Below are 16705 nucleotides of genomic sequence, written 5' to 3'. Positions count from 1 at the left end.
CTTCGGGCCGACGTTGGCGCCGCCCCTCATCCGCCTGCCGGCACCTTCTCCCCGTCATGACGGGGAGAAGGAAAGCGCTCTGATGCTGGCGACCGCCTCCCGTTCTTCTCGGGAGAGGGCTGAGTGAGGGGCACCGACCTGAAACTGCTGCCCCCAGCAGCGCGCTTGTCTCACGCCAGCTCGACGGTGCGCCCCAATTCGATGCTCTGTTCCGCGGCGAGCACGATGCGCAGGCTGTTGACGGCGGCGTCCATCTGCTCGGTCAAATCGAGATCCTCGCGGATGGCGCGCAGGAAGAAGGCCTGCTCGCGGTCGCAGAGCTCCTGGTGGCCGGGCTCGTCTTCCATGCTGACGATCTCGTCGGGTTTCGAAAAGTTCTTGTCGGCGTCGACCGCCGCATAGTGGATTTTCAGCGCGTCGGTCTTGGTGTGGCGGTCGATGTCGGCCGAGTTCGAGACCTCCGCCGCTTCCGCTGCGCTGCTCGCCTGCTGGCCGGCGACGATCGACACCGCGCCCTTCGGCCCCACCACGTCCTTCACGAAATAGGCCGTCTCGCTCATCATCGGGCCCCAGCCTGCCTCGTACCAGCCGACAGAACCGTCATCGAAGGTGACGTGGAGGTGGCCGTAATTCTGCTTGTCGGCTTCCGCCCAGAGCTTGGCGCCGATGCCGTGCACGCGCACCGGCCTGGCGCCGGTGAGCTGGCACATGACGTCGACATAGTGCACGCCGCAATCAACGATCGGGATCAGCGAATCGATCAGGTTCTTGTGCCAGTGCCAGGCGCTGCCGCTGCTCTGCTGGTTGAGGTTGAGGCGCATCACCAGCGGCTTGCCCAGCGTCTTGCCGACCTCAATGAATTTTATCCAGGACGGGTGGACGCGCAGGATGTAGCCGAGCACCAGCTTGCGGTTCTTCGCCCGCGCTGCCGCGACGACCTTCTCGGCATCCTCGATGTTGGTGGCGAGCGGCTTTTCCATGAACACGTGGCAGTTGGCCGCTATCGCCTTCAGCGCGTATTCGGCATGGGTGTTGGGCCAGCTGTTGATCGACACGGCGTCCGGCCTGGTCTCCGCAAGCGCCCGGTCGAAATCCTCGTAAAGCGGATAGCCGGACAATTCGGCTGGAATCTTCTTGTTGCTCTTGATCGAGCGGCTCATGATGCCGACGATCTCGAAGCCGTCGGAGCGGTGATAGGCGCTGGCGTGCGAGGCGCCCATATTGCCGAGACCCACCACCAGCACTTTTATTTTGTCGGCCACTTCAGCCTCCCAATTTTTTGATAGGACCTGGCGAGCTGCTGCCGCGCCTGGGCATCCAGGACAATCACTTCAGGTTGGCGCCGCCCCTCATCCGCCTGCCGGCACCTTCTCCCCGTATAGTGACGGGGAGAAGGGAGGTGGCCGTAACGCCGCTGCGTCTTTTGCAGCGTGGGCGATTGGCGAAAGCGGCGACAACAGCGTCTTTCTCCCCGTCACTATACGGGGAGAAATGCCCGGTAGGGCAATGAGGGGCGGCGCCGACGTAGCCATGCCTTGCCCCTTACTTCACCGCCGAATCGAACAGATGCGCCTTGATCTTCTCGACATCGAGCGCGGCAAAGCCCTCCGTCAGCTTGACGCCGTCGGCATCGGCCTTGACCTTGGCCTTGTCGAAGTCGTTGGCGGCCGGAATCAGCTCGTTGGTGCAGACATCCTCGGCCTTCACCGGATTGGTGATCTGGCCGATCTTGTGGATCTCGTCGAAGAAGCCTTGCCAGCTCGCCATGTCGTGCGAGCCCCAGCCGCCGCGCTTGTCCATGTCGCCGCGGAAGACGTTGATCTGCTGCAGGATCGAGGTGGTGCCGAGCTCGGGGCCGAGGTTCTTGGCCAATGTCGGGAACTGCTCGAACACCGCTTCGACCGCCGCGCGTGGGTTCTGGTAGCCGAACTCCAGCCCCATCGCCCAGCCGCGCAGATATTTTTCCAGGAACGCCTTCTTGTCGGGATCTTCGAGATCGGCGGCGCGCACGACGAAGGTGTTGGCCGGCAGCTTGGAATTCTTCACGCCGAGCCAGTATTCGAAGTCGAGGCCCTTGGCGATCCATTCGGCGCGCAGCCCCTCCCACGACAAGGCAGCGTCGCCCTGGCCGCCGGCGAGCGCGGTGCCCCAGGTCGGCCAGCCGGCCTCGACATACTTGACCTTCTTGATGTCGACGCCTTGCGCGGCGAGCAGCGGATCGGTGATCGACTGCCAGGCGGCGGAGCCGAGCAGGATGGTCTTGCCTTCGAGCTTCTTCAAGTCGTTCGTACCCTCGCCCTTGCGGAAGGCGATGGAGAACGTGTCGCGCGCGCCCATGTGGAACACCGACTTCAGCTTCATGCCGTTCTGGATGGCGAAGGAGAACACGCCGGGCGAGGGAAAGCCCATATCGGCCTGGCCGACATCGACGAACTTCACCGTCGCCGTGCCGTCCGACGGGCCTGGCTGCATGTCGGTGCTGAGCCCGTCGAAATAGCCTGCCTTCTTGGCTGCCCAATAAGGATAGTCGTCGAGCACTTCGAGCGTGCCGCGCGGCGAGATCCAGGTGAATTTTTCATAGGCCGCCGCCCTGGCCTTCAAGCCCGATGCACCGAGCGCGGTGGCGGTCACGACGCCGGCTGCCGTCACCTGCAGGAAGGTGCGGCGGCTGATGCCCGTTCTTGTCGCCGTCTGGAATGAGTTCTGGTCGGTCATGGCATTCCCCTTTTGTTGATTGACCTTCTTGTTGATCGATGGCCTTTCGCCCGCTCCTCGCCCGCTCCGGGGCGTTCATGATCTCGTGCTCAAGCCTCCCAGCTCGCCCATTTCTTGCCGATCAGGAAGAACAGCACGTAGATCAGGATGCCGAGCGTCGACAGGATCAGCACCACGGCGAAGAATTGCGGCATCTGGATCATCGACGAATAGGTGGTGAGCCGGTTGCCGAGGCCGAAGCCGCCGCCGACCATCTCGGCGCCGACTGCCGTCAGCAGGCCGAAGATGGCGCCGATCATCAGCCCGACCAGGATCATAGGCAGCGCCATCGGCGCGCGGATCTTCCAGAATATCTGCAAGGTGCTGGCGCCGTAGGAGCGCGCCAGCGCGATCTTGGCGCTGTCGACGCGGCGAAAGCCGGTGGCTGCGTTTATCATCACCATCGGCCCGGCGGCCAGCGCCACCGCGATGATGCGCGGCGTGTAGCCGAAACCGAAGCGAAGGATCAAAAGCGGCACCAGCGCCAGCATCGGCGTGGTGACGAGAAGCAGGATGTAGGGCGCGACGATCTTTTCGGCGAAGGGAAACTGGGTGATGACGGCGGCCAGCACCAGGCCGACGACGGCTCCGATGGCGAAGCCGGAAACCAGCTCGACCAGCGTGTAGCCGAGATGCGGCGCAATCAGCGGGAACTCGTCGAACAGCGCATAGGCGATCGAGCTTGGCGGCGGCATGATATAGAGCGGCACATGGAACAGGCGCAGCGCCAGTTCGATGCCGCCGATGATGATCACGGCGACAGCTATGATCGCCGCCACCTCCTTGCCCGACTTGATGCCGGGGCCGCTGGCGAAGGCCGAGAGATTGGTCAGGCTGACGTCCTGCCCATCGCCGGACTTGGCACCCGATTTCGATTTCGAGAATTCCGGGATGGCGTCGCTCACGGCCTGATCCTCACGATCTCGGCGCTGGCGCGTTCCTGCTCCGGCGCCTTCGGCCTGACGCGCTCGCCGACGATGTCCATCTTGATCCGGTTGGTGAGGTCGAAAACCTCTTTCGTCGCCATGATCTCCAGCGAGCGCGGCCGCGCGAACGGCACGCGATACTCCCTGGCGACGCGGCCGGGCCGCGCGCTCAGCACCACCACGCGGTCGGAGAGAAAGATTGCTTCCTCAATGCTGTGGGTGATGAAGACGATGGTGGTCTTGGTGTCGAGCCAGATCTCCTCGACGAGACGGTTCATCTCCTCGCGGGTAAAACTGTCGAGCGCGCCGAACGGCTCGTCCATCAAAAGCACGGAGGGTTTTGGCGCCAGCGCCCGCACGATCGCGGCGCGCTGCTGCATGCCGCCCGAAAGCTCGCGCGGGAACTTGCCGCCGAAACCGTCGAGCCCGACGCGGTGGAGCAGATGCGCGATCCATGCGCGGTCTGGTTTCTCGCCCTTGACCTCGAAGGGAAAGCGGATGTTGGCATCGAGATTGCGCCAAGGCAGCAGGTTCGCTTCCTGGAACACGATGCCGATGTCGGGATGCGGCCCGGTGATCTTGACGCCGTCGAGCCGGATCTCGCCGCCGGTCAGGCTGTGCAAGCCCGACATCGACCACAAAAGCGTGGTCTTGCCGCAGCCGGACGGGCCGACGATCGAAACGATTTCATTGGCGTGGACGTCGAGGCTGCAGCGGTCCAGCGCCAGGAGGTCGCCGGATGCGGTGTGATAGATCTTGGTCGCTGCCTGCACACCAAGCTTCGGCGCTGTTGTTTCGCCCGCGTTCATCCGCCCCTCGGAGAGTGCGTCCAATCGACTGCCAAAGTCAGTGTGTAACTATCCTACTTTGGTGTCAAGCGAAGAGCGCGATCGTTCCGTCGTTGAGAGCCGCCTATTCCTCTATATACCTGCTTTCGCTGTCTTTTCTTTATCTTGAAATGCGTGTTGCTTTCCTACATACTCGGGAAAAGTGGCACAACAAGGCGGCGTTGCAGATGGGCAAAGCCGGGTGGCATGCCGCAACGGCACGCAGCAGTTGCAGCGGGGCCGTGCACATGGAACGACAGCGTGCAAGCATGGTAAGAGGTCGACAAGGGACCAGGGAAGGCCACTTCATGACCGAAGCTGACAGCCGGGAAAACCTGATGACGGATGGCGAGGCGGACGGGGGTGAGCCTGTGCGGCGCATTCCCGACATCATCTCGCTGGTCAAGGATACCTATGCCGAGCTGCGTCCGGCCGAGCGCCGCGTCGCCGATGTCGTGCTCGACGACGTCAAATACGCGGTCGATGCCTCCAACGCCGCCCTTGCCCAGCGTGCCGGCGTCAGCGAACCGACGGTGACCCGCTTCTGCCGCGCCATCGGCTGCGAGGGCGTGCGTGATTTCAAGCTGAAGCTGGCGCAGAGCCTCGTCGTCGGCGCGCTCTATCTGGACACTTCGCCAGCCAGGGAGAACGACACCGGCATGCCGTTCTGGAACGCGGTGTTCGGCGAAGCGCGGCGGGCGCTGCAGGAGGCCGAGCGGCAGCTCGATCCGGTCCAGCTGCAGAAGGCCGCCGAGCTGATCGCCAAGGCGCGCCAGGTTACGGTGTTCGGACTGGGCGGCAGTTCCTCGGCGCTGGCGCAGGAAACGCAGTACCGGCTGTTTCGCTACGGCATATCGATCAGCGCGCAATGCGACCCTTATCTCATGCGCATGACCGCCTCGACCTTGAAGCCCGGCGACCTGGTGATCGCCATTTCGGCGACGGGGCGCACGCGCGAGGTGATCGAGGCGGTCGAACTCGCCAAGCACTACCGCGCCAATGCCATCTGCGTGACTGCGCCCGACACCGAGCTCGCGCGCGTCGGCGACGTCAGGCTGACCGTGGCGGTGCCGGAATATCCCGATACGCTGAAGCCGACGGCATCGCGCTTCGCCTTCCTGGCCATGATCGACCTGATGGCGGTGGCTGCCGCCTACAAGCTTGACGGCTCGGCCCGCGAGACGGTCCGCCGCATCAAATACAATGCCCAGATCCACCGCACCGGCAAGGAGATGGAGCCGCTCGGGGATTAGGAGGCTTTTCCCTTCTCCCCTTGTGGGAGAAGGTGGATCGGCGCGCAGCGCCGAGACGGTTGAGGGGTGGGTGACGGAGTGCCGTCCGTGCCGAGCTGGAGCACCCCTCATCCGACCTCGCTCCGCGAGGCCACCTTCTCCCACAAGGGGAGAAGGGAACACCGGACAGCGCCAACGCGAAAAAGAGGGAAACAAATGCTCGAAATAGCACCATCGCAACAGGCAGCCGCATGGCTCGGCGCTTTCGACAAGGCGCTCGAAGCCGGTGACATAACGGCCGCGGCCAACCTGTTCGTCGACGATTGCTACTGGCGTGACCTCCTGACCTTCACCTGGAACGTCACGACGATGGAAGGGCGCGAGGCGATCGCCGACATGCTGAAGGCGACGCTGGCAGCGACGCGGCCGGCAAGATGGCAGCTCACCGGCGAAGCCACCTCGGACGAGGGGATAATCGAGGCCTGGTTCACCTTCGAGACCGCGGTGGCCTCGGGCCAGGGCATCATGCGCCTGCGCGACGGCCGCTGCCGGACATTGTTCACGGCAATGACCGACCTGAAAGGATTCGAGGAGCGCAAGGGCGCGACGCGGCCGCTGGGCGTGCGCCACAAGGCCGACCCGGAGCGCGAGACCTGGTCGGAGGCGCGGGCGCGCGAGACCCGCGAGCTTGGCGCTTCGGAGCAGCCCTATTGCCTGGTCATCGGCGGCGGCCAGGGCGGCATCATGCTGGGCGCGCGGCTCAGGCAGCTCGGCGTGCCCTCGATCGTCATCGAGAAGAATGCCCGGCCGGGCGATTCCTGGCGCAAGCGCTACCGCACCCTCGTGCTGCACGATCCGGTCTGGTACGACCATCTGCCTTACATTCCGTTTCCCGACAATTGGCCGGTCTTCACGCCCAAGGACAAGATGGGCGACTGGCTGGAAATGTACACGCGCGTCATGGAGCTCAACTATTGGGTCGCCACCAGATGCGTCAGCGCCAGCTATGACGAGGCCGAGAAGGTCTGGACCGTGGTCGTGGACCGCGTCGGCCAGCACATCACGCTGAAGCCCAAGCACATCGTCTTCGCCACCGGCGCCTACGGTCCGGCGCGACCGATCGACCTACCGGGCGCCGGTGACTTTAAGGGCGAGCTGCTGCATTCCAGCCAGTATTCCAGCGGCGAGAAGTTCCGCGGCAAAAAGATCGCGGTCATCGGCGCGGCGAGCTCCGGGCACGATGTTTGCGTCGATCTCTGGGAAAGCGGCGCCGAGGTCACCATGATCCAGCGTTCGCCGACGACCGTGGTCAAGTCGGACACGCTGATGGAAGTCGGTTTCGAGATCTTTTCGGAGAAGGCGCTGTCGCGCGGCATCACCACCGAAAAGGCCGACATGATCGTCGCCTCGACGCCCTTCGCGCTGGTGCCCAAGGGCCAGCGGGCGCTCTACGACGTCATCCGCGCGCGCGATGCGGCTTTTTACGATCGGCTTCGCGCCGCCGGGTTCGCCCTCGACTTCGGCGACGACGAGACCGGCCTGCTGATGAAGGCCTACCGCACCGGCTCCGGCTACTACATCGATGTCGGCGCTTCGGACCTGATCATCGACGGCAAGATCGGCATCCGCAGCGGCGTGGCGATCAAGTCGCTGACGGCGAAAGGCATTCTCTTCGAGGACGGCAGCGAGCTTGAAGCCGACGCCATCATCGCCTGCACCGGCTATCAGTCGATGAACGAAACCGTGGCGCAAATCGTCTCGCGCGAGGTCGCCGACAGGGTCGGCCCGTGCTGGGGCCTCGGTTCCGGCGTCAAGGGCGATCCCGGGCCATGGCAGGGCGAATTGCGCAACATGTGGAAACCGACGGCGCAGGAAGCGCTGTGGTTCCACGGCGGCAATCTGGCGCTCTCGCGCTTCTATTCGAAATATGTGGCGCTGCAGATCAAGGCGCGGATGGAGGGGATTGCGACGCCGGTTTATGGGCCGGTCAGCAACGCGCGGCGGTGAAGCGGAAGCGTTGCTTCAAGGGAAGGTCGACCCGCACTCCGTCGAGCTTCGCTCGACACCTCTCCCCCGATCGACGGGGGAGAGGAAGGGCGCGAGCTTGCCGGGAGGCTCCCTTCCTCTCCCTCCGGAGGGGGGAGAGGTGGCGCTGCGGAGCAGCGACGGAGTGGGGGAAGCCGTTCGCCAAACGCGCCGCCGCGGCAAGACAGGCGGCGCAGTGCTACCGAGATCAATCAATCATGCCGGTGCCCAAAGTGCCTGGCCGCGACCTCGACATGCGTATGCCCCACATGCGCCTCGAAACGCTCGGTATCGCCGGCATCGTTCATCGTCTCGTTCGGCCACCAGGCGCCGCCGATGGCGATGCCTTCGCAGATCAGCCGCTGGTCGGCGACCAGCGAGGCGCCGACCGCGTCGACAAAGGTGAAGCGGCCGGAGTGCTGCCGCAGCAGCGCGACGTCGCCGGCGGTTCCGACCTTGAGCGTGCCCAGATCAGGCCGCGCGATCGCCTGCGCCGGCGCTTGGGTGGCGGCGCGCAACACCTCGACCAGCGGCATGCCGAGCGCCAGCAGCTTCGACATGCACACCAGTATGTCGAAGGCAGGACCGTCGACGCAGTAGAGATGCACGTCGCTCGAGATGACGTCGGGCGCCAGCCCTTCGGCCAGCATGGCGCGAGCGACCTCGAAGTCGAACGAGCCCATGCCGTGGCCGAGATCGAAGATGACGCCGCGCTCGCGCGCCAGCCGCATGTCGGGCCGCACCGCGCCGGAGGCGAAGACCGGCGCGTTGGGAAACGGTCGGAAGCAATGGGTGAGAATGTCGCCCCTGCGCAGGCGCGGCAGCACTTCCGAGCGCCCGGGCGGGGGCTCGTCTATGTGCGCCATCAGCGGCAGAGCGGATTTGTCGGCCGCCTCCAGCGCCAGATCGACCGGCGCGATGCCGCTGGTGCCGCCGGCATGCTTGCCGGAGCGGACCTTGACGCCGACGACGACGTCCGCGTGCTCGCGCACCGCCGCCACCACTTCGCGCGGTTCGCAGAGCCTGAGATCGCTGCACTCGCCGACCGAGACGGTCTGCGAGAAGCCGAAAATGCCGGCGAAGGAGATGTTGACATAGGCCAGGATGCGCACCTTCGAGCGCTCCATGACATGGCGGCGGAAGCCGAGGAAATTGCCGGCGCCGGCACTGCCGGCATCAATGAAGGTGGTGGTGCCGCTCTTGGCCGCCAGCCGGTCGGCATCGACGCCGAGCGAGGTGCCGCCCCAATAGACGTGGCTGTGCAGGTCGACGAGGCCGGGCGCCACGATGCAGCCCTTGGCATCGATGACGCTGGCCGCGCGGTTGGCGGGAATGTCGGCGTCGATGGCGGCGACGCGGCCATTGGCGATGGCGAGATCGCGCGGCGCGTCGAGCCCGGCCGCCGGATCGATCAGCCGCCCGCCCTTGAACAGAAGATCAAACTGCATCGGGCGCGCCTCTCCGCTTCGTTCCATCCTCGTCAACGGCCGTCAGAGCGGCCGGTAGGCGACGGCTTCCACTTCGATCTTGATGTCGATCATCAGCCGCGATTCGACCGTGGTGCGGGCCGGCGGGTTCTTCGGGAAATGCCTGGCATAAACGGTGTTGAAAGCGCCGAAGTCGCGCGCGTCCTCCAGCCAGACGGTGGTCTTGACCACATCGTCCATGGTGCAGCCGGCCAGCGCCAGCGCCGCCTTGACGTTGGAAAGCACCTGCTCCGTCTGTTCGGATATGCCGCCCCTGACCACGATGCCGTCGCCGCCGACCGGCACCTGGCCCGAAATATAGACGAAGTCGCCGGCCCGCACTGCGGGTGACAGCGGGACATGCGACGTTCCAAAACATTGCTTGGGCAAGAGCGGACCTCCTCTGATGCTATGACGGGACACGATGGGAGCGCCCGCTTCGGTCGAGATTTACCCCGATCGAGGCGATCCCGATAGAGGTCTTGTTGGAAAGCAACATTCCTGGAAATCCATGTTGCTTTATTACAGAAGCGCTTGCATCGTGCGCGCTCGCCGGCCGGGCTTGAAACGGACGGCCGCATTTCCAGAGCGGAGAACCGAGAATGACCTTCGACAAGAACCCGTTTCCATCAGGTGATGCCGACCGCCACGCCCTCTGGGAGATGCTGGTGCGGCGCGACATCGATGCCTTCATCGGTCAGGACTGGTCCATGGTCGAGGACGATTTCATCGCCGAAAGCTTCTTCGGCATGCACGCGCATTTTCTTGCCAACGCCGACGCCTGGCGGCTGCAGTTCCCGCGGCTGGAGATCTATCGCGACGAGTGGCTGCGCCAGGCCAAGGAAACGGCGGCGAACAAATTCGCCGAGCCGCTGCGCGAGGCGCTGTTCCGCGTCACCAACCTGCGCGACATCGATGTCGACGGCGACCGCGCCGTGCTGCACAAGAAATTCGACGGCACCGTCGCCAAGGCGGATGGCGGCGTCGATCGGCTGAAATGGCAGACGCTGTATTTCTGCAGGAAGGTCGGCGGCAGCTGGAAGATCGCGGGCTTCGTCGGCTACATGCCCTATCCGCTGGGAGGCTGATAGCGCCTGTTGTCGAGGGCGGTCGGTTTTTGCAACCGATCCGACGATCAGTAGAGCGTCACGAAGGCCGGGAACAGCAGCCCGCTCTCCCGGAGATATTCGATCAGCTCGATGGCCGGGAAAATGGCCAGGAAATAGAGCCCGTCATAGAAGGTGCGCTTCAGCGCGCGCGTCGAGAATTGCAACTCGTCATTGTCGCGGTAGAGCAGCGGGTTCGGCCAGAAGCGCGGCGTGGCCTTGGTGTAGGCGAGATAGGCCGGGCCGAATTTGCCCAGGAGGTATTCGGCTTCCTTGCGCGCCGTGACGCGGAAGATGAGGAAGCTGGCAGCGCCCAGCGCCACGGCCGCCAGAACCGAGCCGTAGAGCAGTCCGATACCGACAGCGCCCACCGTCGAGAAGAAATAGAGTGGGTTCTGACTTATCGAGAACGGTCCGATCGAGACCAGTTCCTCGTTTTTCTTGCCGCCGACATAGAGGATGCTCCAGAGCCGGCCGGCGACGCAGGCGAGCACCAGACAGAAGCCGAGGAATTCGAGCGTCTCGTGGCCTTGCGAGCCCTCGTTGAGCCCAGGCTTGGTGAGGAACAGAAGCAGGACCGCGAGCACCGCCGCCACTCGCACGAAAATCAGCCGTTTGCGCTGGACGAAGGCCTCTGAGACCGGCTTGAGGGAAGCGTAGGTCATTCGTGTTTTCCTGGGGCGCTGGCGAGGCCCCCGTGCACTCGGGCACGCCATTGATGGCGGATACAAGGCAATCGCTTTCTATCAAAGCAGCGCACGACGTTCGTAAAGCCTTTTTGCGCCAACCAGGTCCAACCTTACGAATTTGTATGCCGGCGGACAGGCTGGAGTGAAGTCGCTTCCATATCATTGCGATGCCGGTCCGCCATGGGCCGACATCAACTATGGCCGCCGGACCACCGGCATCGGACAGGGACTGGTTTCATGAGAAGATTTGCACTTGCCATTGCGGTGGGCAGCCTCGCTGTCTCGGCTTCGATCTCGCCCGTTTTCGCCGCCACCGCACCTTGCGAGGACACACTGAAGGCTCTTCGCGCGGCGGAGGCTACGGTTAAGCTCGGCGCCTCCGACAAGGCGAAGGTCTCGGAACTGGAGAGCCAGGGCATCGAACGCTGCAATGCCGACGATGATAAGCGCGCCGACGACTTCTTCGCCCAGGCCATGAAGGTCATAGGCAAGTAAGTCCGCGAATCACAAACCGCAGGACATCCGCCATGCTCACTTCCAACGCGCAAAAGCCCGCCGGATCGACCCACAACAGGGTCCCGGACGTCACCGCCGATTTCTGGCTGATCAAGCTGATGGCGGTGACCATGGGCGAGACGGCGGCTGACTATCTCGCCGTCAACCTTGGCCTTGGGCTGACCGCCACGTCGTTGATCATGACCGGCGTCCTAGTCGTTGCCCTTGCCCTCCAGTTCGCCCAGAAACGCTACGTGCCCTGGGCTTACTGGCTGGCGGTGGTGCTGATCAGCGTCGTCGGCACGCTGATATCAGACAATCTGGTCGACAATTTCGGCGTGCGTCTCGAAACGACCACGATCGCCTTCACCGTCATGCTCGCCGCCACATTCGCTGTTTGGTATGCAAGCGAGCGGACGCTGTCGATCCACACCATCTTCACCACCCGGCGCGAGATCTTCTACTGGCTGGCGATCCTGTTCACCTTCTCGCTCGGCACCGCCGCCGGCGATCTCGTCGCCGAGAGCTTCGACATGGGCTACCTGACGACCGGCCTGCTGTTCGGCGGCGTAATCGCGGTCATCGCGGGTGCCTATTACCTGCTTCATCTGGACGGCATTCTCGCCTTCTGGCTCGCCTATATCCTGACGCGGCCACTTGGCGCCTCCTTCGGCGATCTGCTGTCGCAGCCAGTCGAATATGGCGGCCTCGGTTTCGGCACCACCTTCACCAGCCTGATCTTCCTCGGCTGCATCATTGCCCTGGTTCTCTACATGACGCTGAAGAAGACCGCAGACGATGCCGACGAGATCTTGCTGGAATCGGACTGACGCCGGACAAGCGCAGCCGAGCTTGCCGGCCACGTGCCATCCTAGGAACGGACCCACGCCGGTGCTAGCCTGTTCCCAACATCGGCAATCAACCGGAACAGCGATGCGACTTCTTCTTGTCGAGGATGACCACAGGACGGCTGACTACATCGTCAGGGGCCTGACCGAGGCCGGCCATGTCTGCGACCTATTGCGCAACGGGCACGACGCGCTCTTCGCCGCGACCAGCGGCGGCTATGACGTGATCGTGGCCGACCGGATGATCCCAGGCCTCGACGGCCTGTCGATGGTTAAGGCGGTCCGTGCGGCGGGCGTGCGCACGCCGGCGATCTTTCTCACGTCCGTCGGCGGCATCGACGACCGTGTCGAGGGCCTCGAGGCTGGCGGCGACGACTATCTGGTCAAGCCTTTCGCCTTTTCCGAATTGCTTGCCCGCATCAATGCGCTCGGCCGCAGGCCGGCCGCACTGGAGCAGAAGACCGTTCTGCGGGTAGCCGACCTCGAAATGGACCTGATCATGCGCCGCGTTGCCAGGCAGGGCCAGCCGATCGACCTGCAACCGCGTGAGTTCAGCCTGTTGGAAGTGCTGATGCGCGGCGAGGGCCGGGTGATCACCCGCACCATGCTCCTGGAGCGCGTCTGGGATTTCCATTTCGATCCCAGGACCAGCGTCGTCGAGACCCATATCAGCCGCTTGCGGGCCAAGATCGACAGGCCTTTCGAAACCCAGCTCATCCATACGGTCCGCAATACCGGCTACAGCCTGCACGCACCGCTTTCACCATGACCGCAACATGGTCCCGGCTGCCGCGCAGCACGCCGTTCCGGCTCGCCTTGACGTTCGCCCTCCTGTTCATGCTGGCTTTCGTGCTGTCCGGCGCCATCGTCTACCGGATGATGAGCGCCGATCTTGCGGGACGGCTCGACGAAACCATCAGGGAAACCTACTCGGTCGTCGCCGCAACGTATACCGAGAGCGACCTCGAGGACCTGATCGCCACGGTCGAGAGTCATTCGCAGCTCAGCTCCAAGAAGGAACAGCTCTTTTCGCTGACCGACGCGGCCGGCAACCGTCTGGCCGGCAACTTCACCGCGGCTGGAGTTCCCGACGGGTTCTCGATGCTCGACGCAAAAATGCCCGGTGTGCCGGCCGGTGCCCAATACCGTGCCTATTCCGGCTCGATTGGCGGCAACAATCTGACGATCGCCTTCAGCCTGTCCGAGACGGAGGAACTGGAAACTATCATACTGATGAGCTTCGGCTGGGCGACGCTGATCATCGCCGGGCTGGCGGTGGCCGGCGGCGCCTTGCTCGCCTCGCGCGTTCAGCGCCGGCTCGACGGCATTGCCGCCACTATGGTGGATGTCTCGCATGGCCGGCTGGATACCCGCATTCCACTGACCGGCAATGGCGACGACATCGACGTCGTGTCCAATCAGGTCAATGCGGCTCTTGATCGTCTGTCGGCGCTGGTCGAAGGCATGAAGCAGGTCAGCGCCGACATTGCGCACGATCTGAAGACGCCGCTCAATCGGCTGCAGATGATTCTGGAGGGCGCGGCCGACAAGGCGGCGCAGGATCAGGATGTCTCCGGCGACCTGGCCGACGCGCGCGCGGAGGGTCACCAGATCAACGAGACCTTTGACGCGCTGCTTAGAATTGCACAGATCGAGGCTGGCGCGCGCAAGGCGCGCTTTACCGATGTCGATCTCGGCGAGATTCTGCAAACCATCGCCGAGATCTACACCGAGGTGGCAGAGGACGACTGCAAGTCGCTGTCGTCGCAGCGGCTGGACGGGACGACGGACCGGATCCATGGCGATCGCGAGCTGCTGATGCAGATGTTCGCCAACCTGGTCGAGAATGCGCTGCGCCATTGCCCGCCCGGCACCGCGATCAAATTGTCGGCCGAACGCCGGGACGAGCATATCCTGGCCAGAGTCGCCGACAACGGTCCTGGCATCCCGGCGTACGAGCGTGAAAAAGTGTTCCAGCGGCTCTACCGGCTGGACCACAGCCGCTCGACGCCAGGCAGCGGCCTCGGCCTCAGCCTCGTTAGGGCCATCGCCGACCTGCACGGCGCATCGATCACGCTTGAGGACTGCCGGCCGGGTCTCGCCGTGATGGTGAGTTTCCCGCTGGCGTCGGGTTAGCCGGCGATAGACCTGGATCCTCTGTCCGTCATCCCGGTCTTACGGATCCGTAAGGCGCCGGCCAGCTGCCCGACAACTCGCCTCGCTAGGATCGACCGATCTTCTCTCGATCCGGGGGAAGCGGGGCGGCAACTGTAATCGTTCCGACCCCTCGATGCCGAACCACTTCGGCACCACAACAAGCGTTAGGAGAAAAGACCATGAGGAAATTCGTCATCGCCGCCGCGACAGTGCTGGCGGCCGCATCCTCGACGGCAGCCCTTGCAAGGACGGTTACCAGCACCATCGTCAATGTCGATGCAAAGGGCGACGCCATCACGCTGGCCGACGGCAAGACGCTGAACCTGCCGGAGGGCATAGAGGTCGAGACGCTGAAGCCCGGCAAGAAGGTGATCGTCACCTATTCGACGAAATCCGGCAAATCGCTGGTCTCGAACATCCAGCCTGCCAAGTAAAGGCGGCACGACCGGGCCGCCTGCGGCCCGGTTTTTCACCGGTGATCACCGATCGATCCGCGTCGACAGGATGATCGATGACGACGTCCGTTCGACGCCTTCGAGGGCGCCGATCTGGTCGAGCAGCGTGTCCAGGTCCTTGATCGACGGCGCGTCGGCGATGACGATCATGTCGAAATTGCCGCTCACCGAATGCAGCGTCCTGACCGGCGCCAGGGCTCGCAGGCTGCGCACCACCTTGTCGGCGAGCTTGGGCGTTACGGTGAGCAGCACATGCGCCCGCACCAGTCCCTGTTCATAATCGGGCGCAAGCTTGACGCCGTAGCCGGCTATGATGCCGCGCTGCTCCAGCCGTTCGATGCGGCTCTGCACCGTGGTGCGCGACACGCCGAGCCGGCGCGCCAGAGCGGCGGTCGAGGCGCGGGCGTTCTCGCGCAACAGGACAAGCAGGGCCTGGTCGGCATCACTCAGCATTTCAACGAACCTGGTCGGCATATCGGCAAAAAGGGTACTTCATTTCGTACAATTCCACGCTTCCTTTCGTCCGGCAAGCCGCGATTGTAGCGGGACAAATCAACTGTCGGGCGAGGGAACCGGGTCATGAAGAAAATTGTTGTCGTCGGCGCCGGCAAGATCGGCTCGACCATTGCCGAGATGCTGTTTTCAACCGGGGACTATCACGTCACTCTCGTTGACCGCTCGGCCGCGCAGCTTGCCGCGGCCGAACTGCCTGACGGGGTCGAGACGCTGGAACTCGACATCGCGGCCGCGGGCACGCTGGAAGCTGCGCTCGCCGGAAAATTCGCGGTGCTCAGCGCCGCTCCCTTCCATCTGACCACGCGCATCGCCGAAGCCGCCGCAAGCGCCGACGTGCATTATCTCGACCTCACCGAGGACGTCGTCTCGACCCGGCGCGTGAAGGAACTGGCGCGTTCGGCCAACAACGCCTTCATCCCGCAATGCGGGCTGGCGCCGGGCTTCATCTCGATCGTCGCCAACGACCTCGCCAGCCGTTTCGATACGCTGGAGAGCGTGCGCATGCGGGTCGGCGCGCTGCCGCAATATCCTTCGAACGCGCTGAACTACAATCTGACCTGGAGCACCGACGGCGTCATCAACGAATATTGCGAGCCCTGCGAGGCGATCGTCGAGGGCGAGCTGGTCGAGGTGCCGCCGCTGGAGGAGCGTGAGGAATTCTCGCTCGACGGGGTGACCTACGAGGCCTTCAACACCTCCGGCGGGCTCGGCACGCTGGCCGAGACGCTGAAGGGCAAGGTGCGCACGCTCAACTATCGCACCATCCGCTATCCCGGCCACGCCGCCATCATGAAGGCGCTGCTCAACGACCTCGGCCTGCGCCACCGCCGCGAGGTGCTGAAGGACATTTTCGAAAGCGCGCTGCCAGCGACGCTGCAGGACGTGGTCATCGTCTTCGTCACCGTCTCGGGGCGCAAGAACGGCCGCCTGCTGCAGGAGACCTACGCCAACAAGATCTATTCGAAGCGGGTCGGCCAGACGGTGCGCAGCGCCATCCAGATCACCACGGCATCGGGAATCTGCGCCGTGCTCGACATGCTGGCCGACGGCACCTTGCCGGCGACTGGCTTCGTCAAGCAGGAGGACATCGCGCTCGACGCCTTCCTCGCCAACCGCTTCGGCCGTGCCTACGCCCAGCACGAGATGGTCAGCCGGCTGGCGAGCTGACGCGCCCCAGCGGACGGCCAAGGCCCTCGGGACAACGGCCAG

General features: G+C 64.2%; 17 protein-coding genes. 9 read left to right on the top strand and 8 right to left on the bottom strand.

Features of this window, described 5'->3' with window-relative positions:
* Nucleotides 1-170 precede the first annotated feature (170 nt).
* The 4 genes from FJ426_RS02705 to FJ426_RS02685 form a co-directional block, all read right to left on the bottom strand.
* Nucleotides 171-1262, bottom strand: coding sequence for a Gfo/Idh/MocA family oxidoreductase (locus FJ426_RS02705; protein WP_140559200.1), 1092 nt, complete (start codon nucleotides 1260-1262; stop codon nucleotides 171-173).
* Nucleotides 1263-1542: 280 nt separating this feature from the next.
* Nucleotides 1543-2715, bottom strand: a complete 1173-nt coding sequence (locus tag FJ426_RS02695) for an ABC transporter substrate-binding protein (protein ID WP_140554766.1) — start codon at nucleotides 2713-2715, stop codon at nucleotides 1543-1545.
* An 89-nt stretch (nucleotides 2716-2804) separates the two neighbouring features.
* The gene (locus tag FJ426_RS02690; protein WP_140492076.1) at nucleotides 2805-3659 is read right to left on the bottom strand and encodes an ABC transporter permease; all 855 of its coding nucleotides are present in this window, start codon (nucleotides 3657-3659) and stop codon (nucleotides 2805-2807) included.
* Nucleotides 3656-4489: an ABC transporter ATP-binding protein gene (locus FJ426_RS02685; RefSeq protein WP_140559201.1), complete on the bottom strand. Its 834-nt coding sequence runs from the start codon at nucleotides 4487-4489 to the stop codon at nucleotides 3656-3658. The genes FJ426_RS02690 and FJ426_RS02685 overlap by 4 nt, the downstream gene beginning before the upstream one ends.
* Before the next feature lie 326 nt (nucleotides 4490-4815).
* On the opposite strand from FJ426_RS02685, the gene FJ426_RS02680 reads away from it, so the two are divergent.
* The gene (locus FJ426_RS02680; RefSeq protein ID WP_140492084.1) at nucleotides 4816-5760 is read left to right on the top strand and encodes a MurR/RpiR family transcriptional regulator; all 945 of its coding nucleotides are present in this window, start codon (nucleotides 4816-4818) and stop codon (nucleotides 5758-5760) included.
* Nucleotides 5761-5955: 195 nt separating this feature from the next.
* Nucleotides 5956-7746 (top strand): NAD(P)/FAD-dependent oxidoreductase, encoded by a 1791-nt coding sequence (locus tag FJ426_RS02675; RefSeq protein ID WP_140559202.1) that lies wholly within the window; start codon nucleotides 5956-5958, stop codon nucleotides 7744-7746.
* 230 nt (nucleotides 7747-7976) lie between these two features.
* Here the strand turns inward: FJ426_RS02675 and FJ426_RS02670 are convergent, their stop codons facing one another.
* Both FJ426_RS02670 and FJ426_RS02665 read right to left on the bottom strand, forming a co-directional pair.
* The gene (locus tag FJ426_RS02670; protein WP_140559203.1) at nucleotides 7977-9212 is read right to left on the bottom strand and encodes an amidohydrolase/deacetylase family metallohydrolase; all 1236 of its coding nucleotides are present in this window, start codon (nucleotides 9210-9212) and stop codon (nucleotides 7977-7979) included.
* Between the two features lie 42 nt (nucleotides 9213-9254).
* Nucleotides 9255-9620, bottom strand: a complete 366-nt coding sequence (locus FJ426_RS02665) for a RidA family protein (RefSeq protein WP_140559204.1) — start codon at nucleotides 9618-9620, stop codon at nucleotides 9255-9257.
* A 212-nt stretch (nucleotides 9621-9832) separates the two neighbouring features.
* Between FJ426_RS02665 and FJ426_RS02660 the strand changes: the two genes are divergently transcribed.
* Nucleotides 9833-10318 carry a hypothetical protein gene (locus tag FJ426_RS02660; protein ID WP_140559205.1) on the top strand — a complete coding sequence of 162 codons (486 nt, stop codon included), beginning with the start codon at nucleotides 9833-9835 and terminating at the stop codon, nucleotides 10316-10318.
* A gap of 47 nt (nucleotides 10319-10365) precedes the next feature.
* Here the strand turns inward: FJ426_RS02660 and FJ426_RS02655 are convergent, their stop codons facing one another.
* The gene (locus FJ426_RS02655; protein ID WP_140514049.1) at nucleotides 10366-11001 is read right to left on the bottom strand and encodes an isoprenylcysteine carboxylmethyltransferase family protein; all 636 of its coding nucleotides are present in this window, start codon (nucleotides 10999-11001) and stop codon (nucleotides 10366-10368) included.
* A 261-nt stretch (nucleotides 11002-11262) separates the two neighbouring features.
* Here FJ426_RS02655 and FJ426_RS02650 point away from each other — a divergent pair, with 261 nt between their 5' ends.
* The 5 genes from FJ426_RS02650 to FJ426_RS02630 all read left to right on the top strand — a co-directional run bounded on the left by FJ426_RS02650 (nucleotide 11263) and on the right by FJ426_RS02630 (nucleotide 14959).
* Nucleotides 11263-11520 (top strand): hypothetical protein, encoded by a 258-nt coding sequence (locus tag FJ426_RS02650; RefSeq protein ID WP_140514048.1) that lies wholly within the window; start codon nucleotides 11263-11265, stop codon nucleotides 11518-11520.
* Between the two features lie 32 nt (nucleotides 11521-11552).
* On the top strand, nucleotides 11553-12350 hold the full coding sequence (locus FJ426_RS02645; RefSeq protein WP_140492106.1) for a hypothetical protein: 798 nt from the start codon (nucleotides 11553-11555) through the stop codon (nucleotides 12348-12350).
* 103 nt (nucleotides 12351-12453) lie between these two features.
* Nucleotides 12454-13137 (top strand): winged helix-turn-helix domain-containing protein, encoded by a 684-nt coding sequence (locus FJ426_RS02640; RefSeq protein WP_140492109.1) that lies wholly within the window; start codon nucleotides 12454-12456, stop codon nucleotides 13135-13137.
* A complete protein-coding gene (locus FJ426_RS02635) occupies nucleotides 13134-14504 on the top strand; it encodes an ATP-binding protein (RefSeq protein WP_140559206.1) in 1371 nt (456 codons plus the stop codon). Before FJ426_RS02640 ends, FJ426_RS02635 begins: the two co-directional genes overlap by 4 nt.
* A gap of 200 nt (nucleotides 14505-14704) precedes the next feature.
* Nucleotides 14705-14959 carry a DUF1344 domain-containing protein gene (locus FJ426_RS02630; protein WP_140492115.1) on the top strand — a complete coding sequence of 85 codons (255 nt, stop codon included), beginning with the start codon at nucleotides 14705-14707 and terminating at the stop codon, nucleotides 14957-14959.
* Between the two features lie 45 nt (nucleotides 14960-15004).
* Here FJ426_RS02630 and FJ426_RS02625 read toward each other — a convergent pair whose 3' ends face one another.
* Nucleotides 15005-15433: an Lrp/AsnC family transcriptional regulator gene (locus FJ426_RS02625; protein WP_140559207.1), complete on the bottom strand. Its 429-nt coding sequence runs from the start codon at nucleotides 15431-15433 to the stop codon at nucleotides 15005-15007.
* Nucleotides 15434-15559: 126 nt separating this feature from the next.
* On the opposite strand from FJ426_RS02625, the gene FJ426_RS02620 reads away from it, so the two are divergent.
* Entirely contained in the window at nucleotides 15560-16663 is a 1104-nt protein-coding gene (locus FJ426_RS02620; protein ID WP_140524555.1) for a saccharopine dehydrogenase family protein, read from the top strand.
* The last annotated feature ends 42 nt before the right edge of the window (nucleotides 16664-16705 follow it).

This window comes from Mesorhizobium sp. B2-6-4 (assembly GCF_006441495.1).
Classification (GTDB): Bacteria; Pseudomonadota; Alphaproteobacteria; order Rhizobiales; family Rhizobiaceae; genus Mesorhizobium.
Note: the sequence above shows the minus strand (reverse complement) of the source record. Positions and strands in the feature narration are given on the sequence as shown.

Bases quoted from the DNA above. Each gene is read 5' to 3' on its own strand.
- FJ426_RS02660 (WP_140559205.1), top strand. From the start codon at position 9,833: ATGACCTTCGACAAGAACCCGTTTCCATCAGGTGATGCCGACCGCCAC.
- FJ426_RS02685 (WP_140559201.1), bottom strand. From the start codon at position 4,489: ATGAACGCGGGCGAAACAACAGCGCCGAAGCTTGGTGTGCAGGCAGCG.
- FJ426_RS02640 (WP_140492109.1), top strand. From the start codon at position 12,454: ATGCGACTTCTTCTTGTCGAGGATGACCACAGGACGGCTGACTACATC.
- FJ426_RS02630 (WP_140492115.1), top strand. From the start codon at position 14,705: ATGAGGAAATTCGTCATCGCCGCCGCGACAGTGCTGGCGGCCGCATCC.
- FJ426_RS02620 (WP_140524555.1), top strand. From the start codon at position 15,560: ATGAAGAAAATTGTTGTCGTCGGCGCCGGCAAGATCGGCTCGACCATT.
- FJ426_RS02635 (WP_140559206.1), top strand. From the start codon at position 13,134: ATGACCGCAACATGGTCCCGGCTGCCGCGCAGCACGCCGTTCCGGCTC.
- FJ426_RS02625 (WP_140559207.1), bottom strand. From the start codon at position 15,433: ATGCTGAGTGATGCCGACCAGGCCCTGCTTGTCCTGTTGCGCGAGAAC.
- FJ426_RS02695 (WP_140554766.1), bottom strand. From the start codon at position 2,715: ATGACCGACCAGAACTCATTCCAGACGGCGACAAGAACGGGCATCAGC.
- FJ426_RS02670 (WP_140559203.1), bottom strand. From the start codon at position 9,212: ATGCAGTTTGATCTTCTGTTCAAGGGCGGGCGGCTGATCGATCCGGCG.
- FJ426_RS02650 (WP_140514048.1), top strand. From the start codon at position 11,263: ATGAGAAGATTTGCACTTGCCATTGCGGTGGGCAGCCTCGCTGTCTCG.
- FJ426_RS02655 (WP_140514049.1), bottom strand. From the start codon at position 11,001: ATGACCTACGCTTCCCTCAAGCCGGTCTCAGAGGCCTTCGTCCAGCGC.
- FJ426_RS02675 (WP_140559202.1), top strand. From the start codon at position 5,956: ATGCTCGAAATAGCACCATCGCAACAGGCAGCCGCATGGCTCGGCGCT.
- FJ426_RS02680 (WP_140492084.1), top strand. From the start codon at position 4,816: ATGACCGAAGCTGACAGCCGGGAAAACCTGATGACGGATGGCGAGGCG.
- FJ426_RS02645 (WP_140492106.1), top strand. From the start codon at position 11,553: ATGCTCACTTCCAACGCGCAAAAGCCCGCCGGATCGACCCACAACAGG.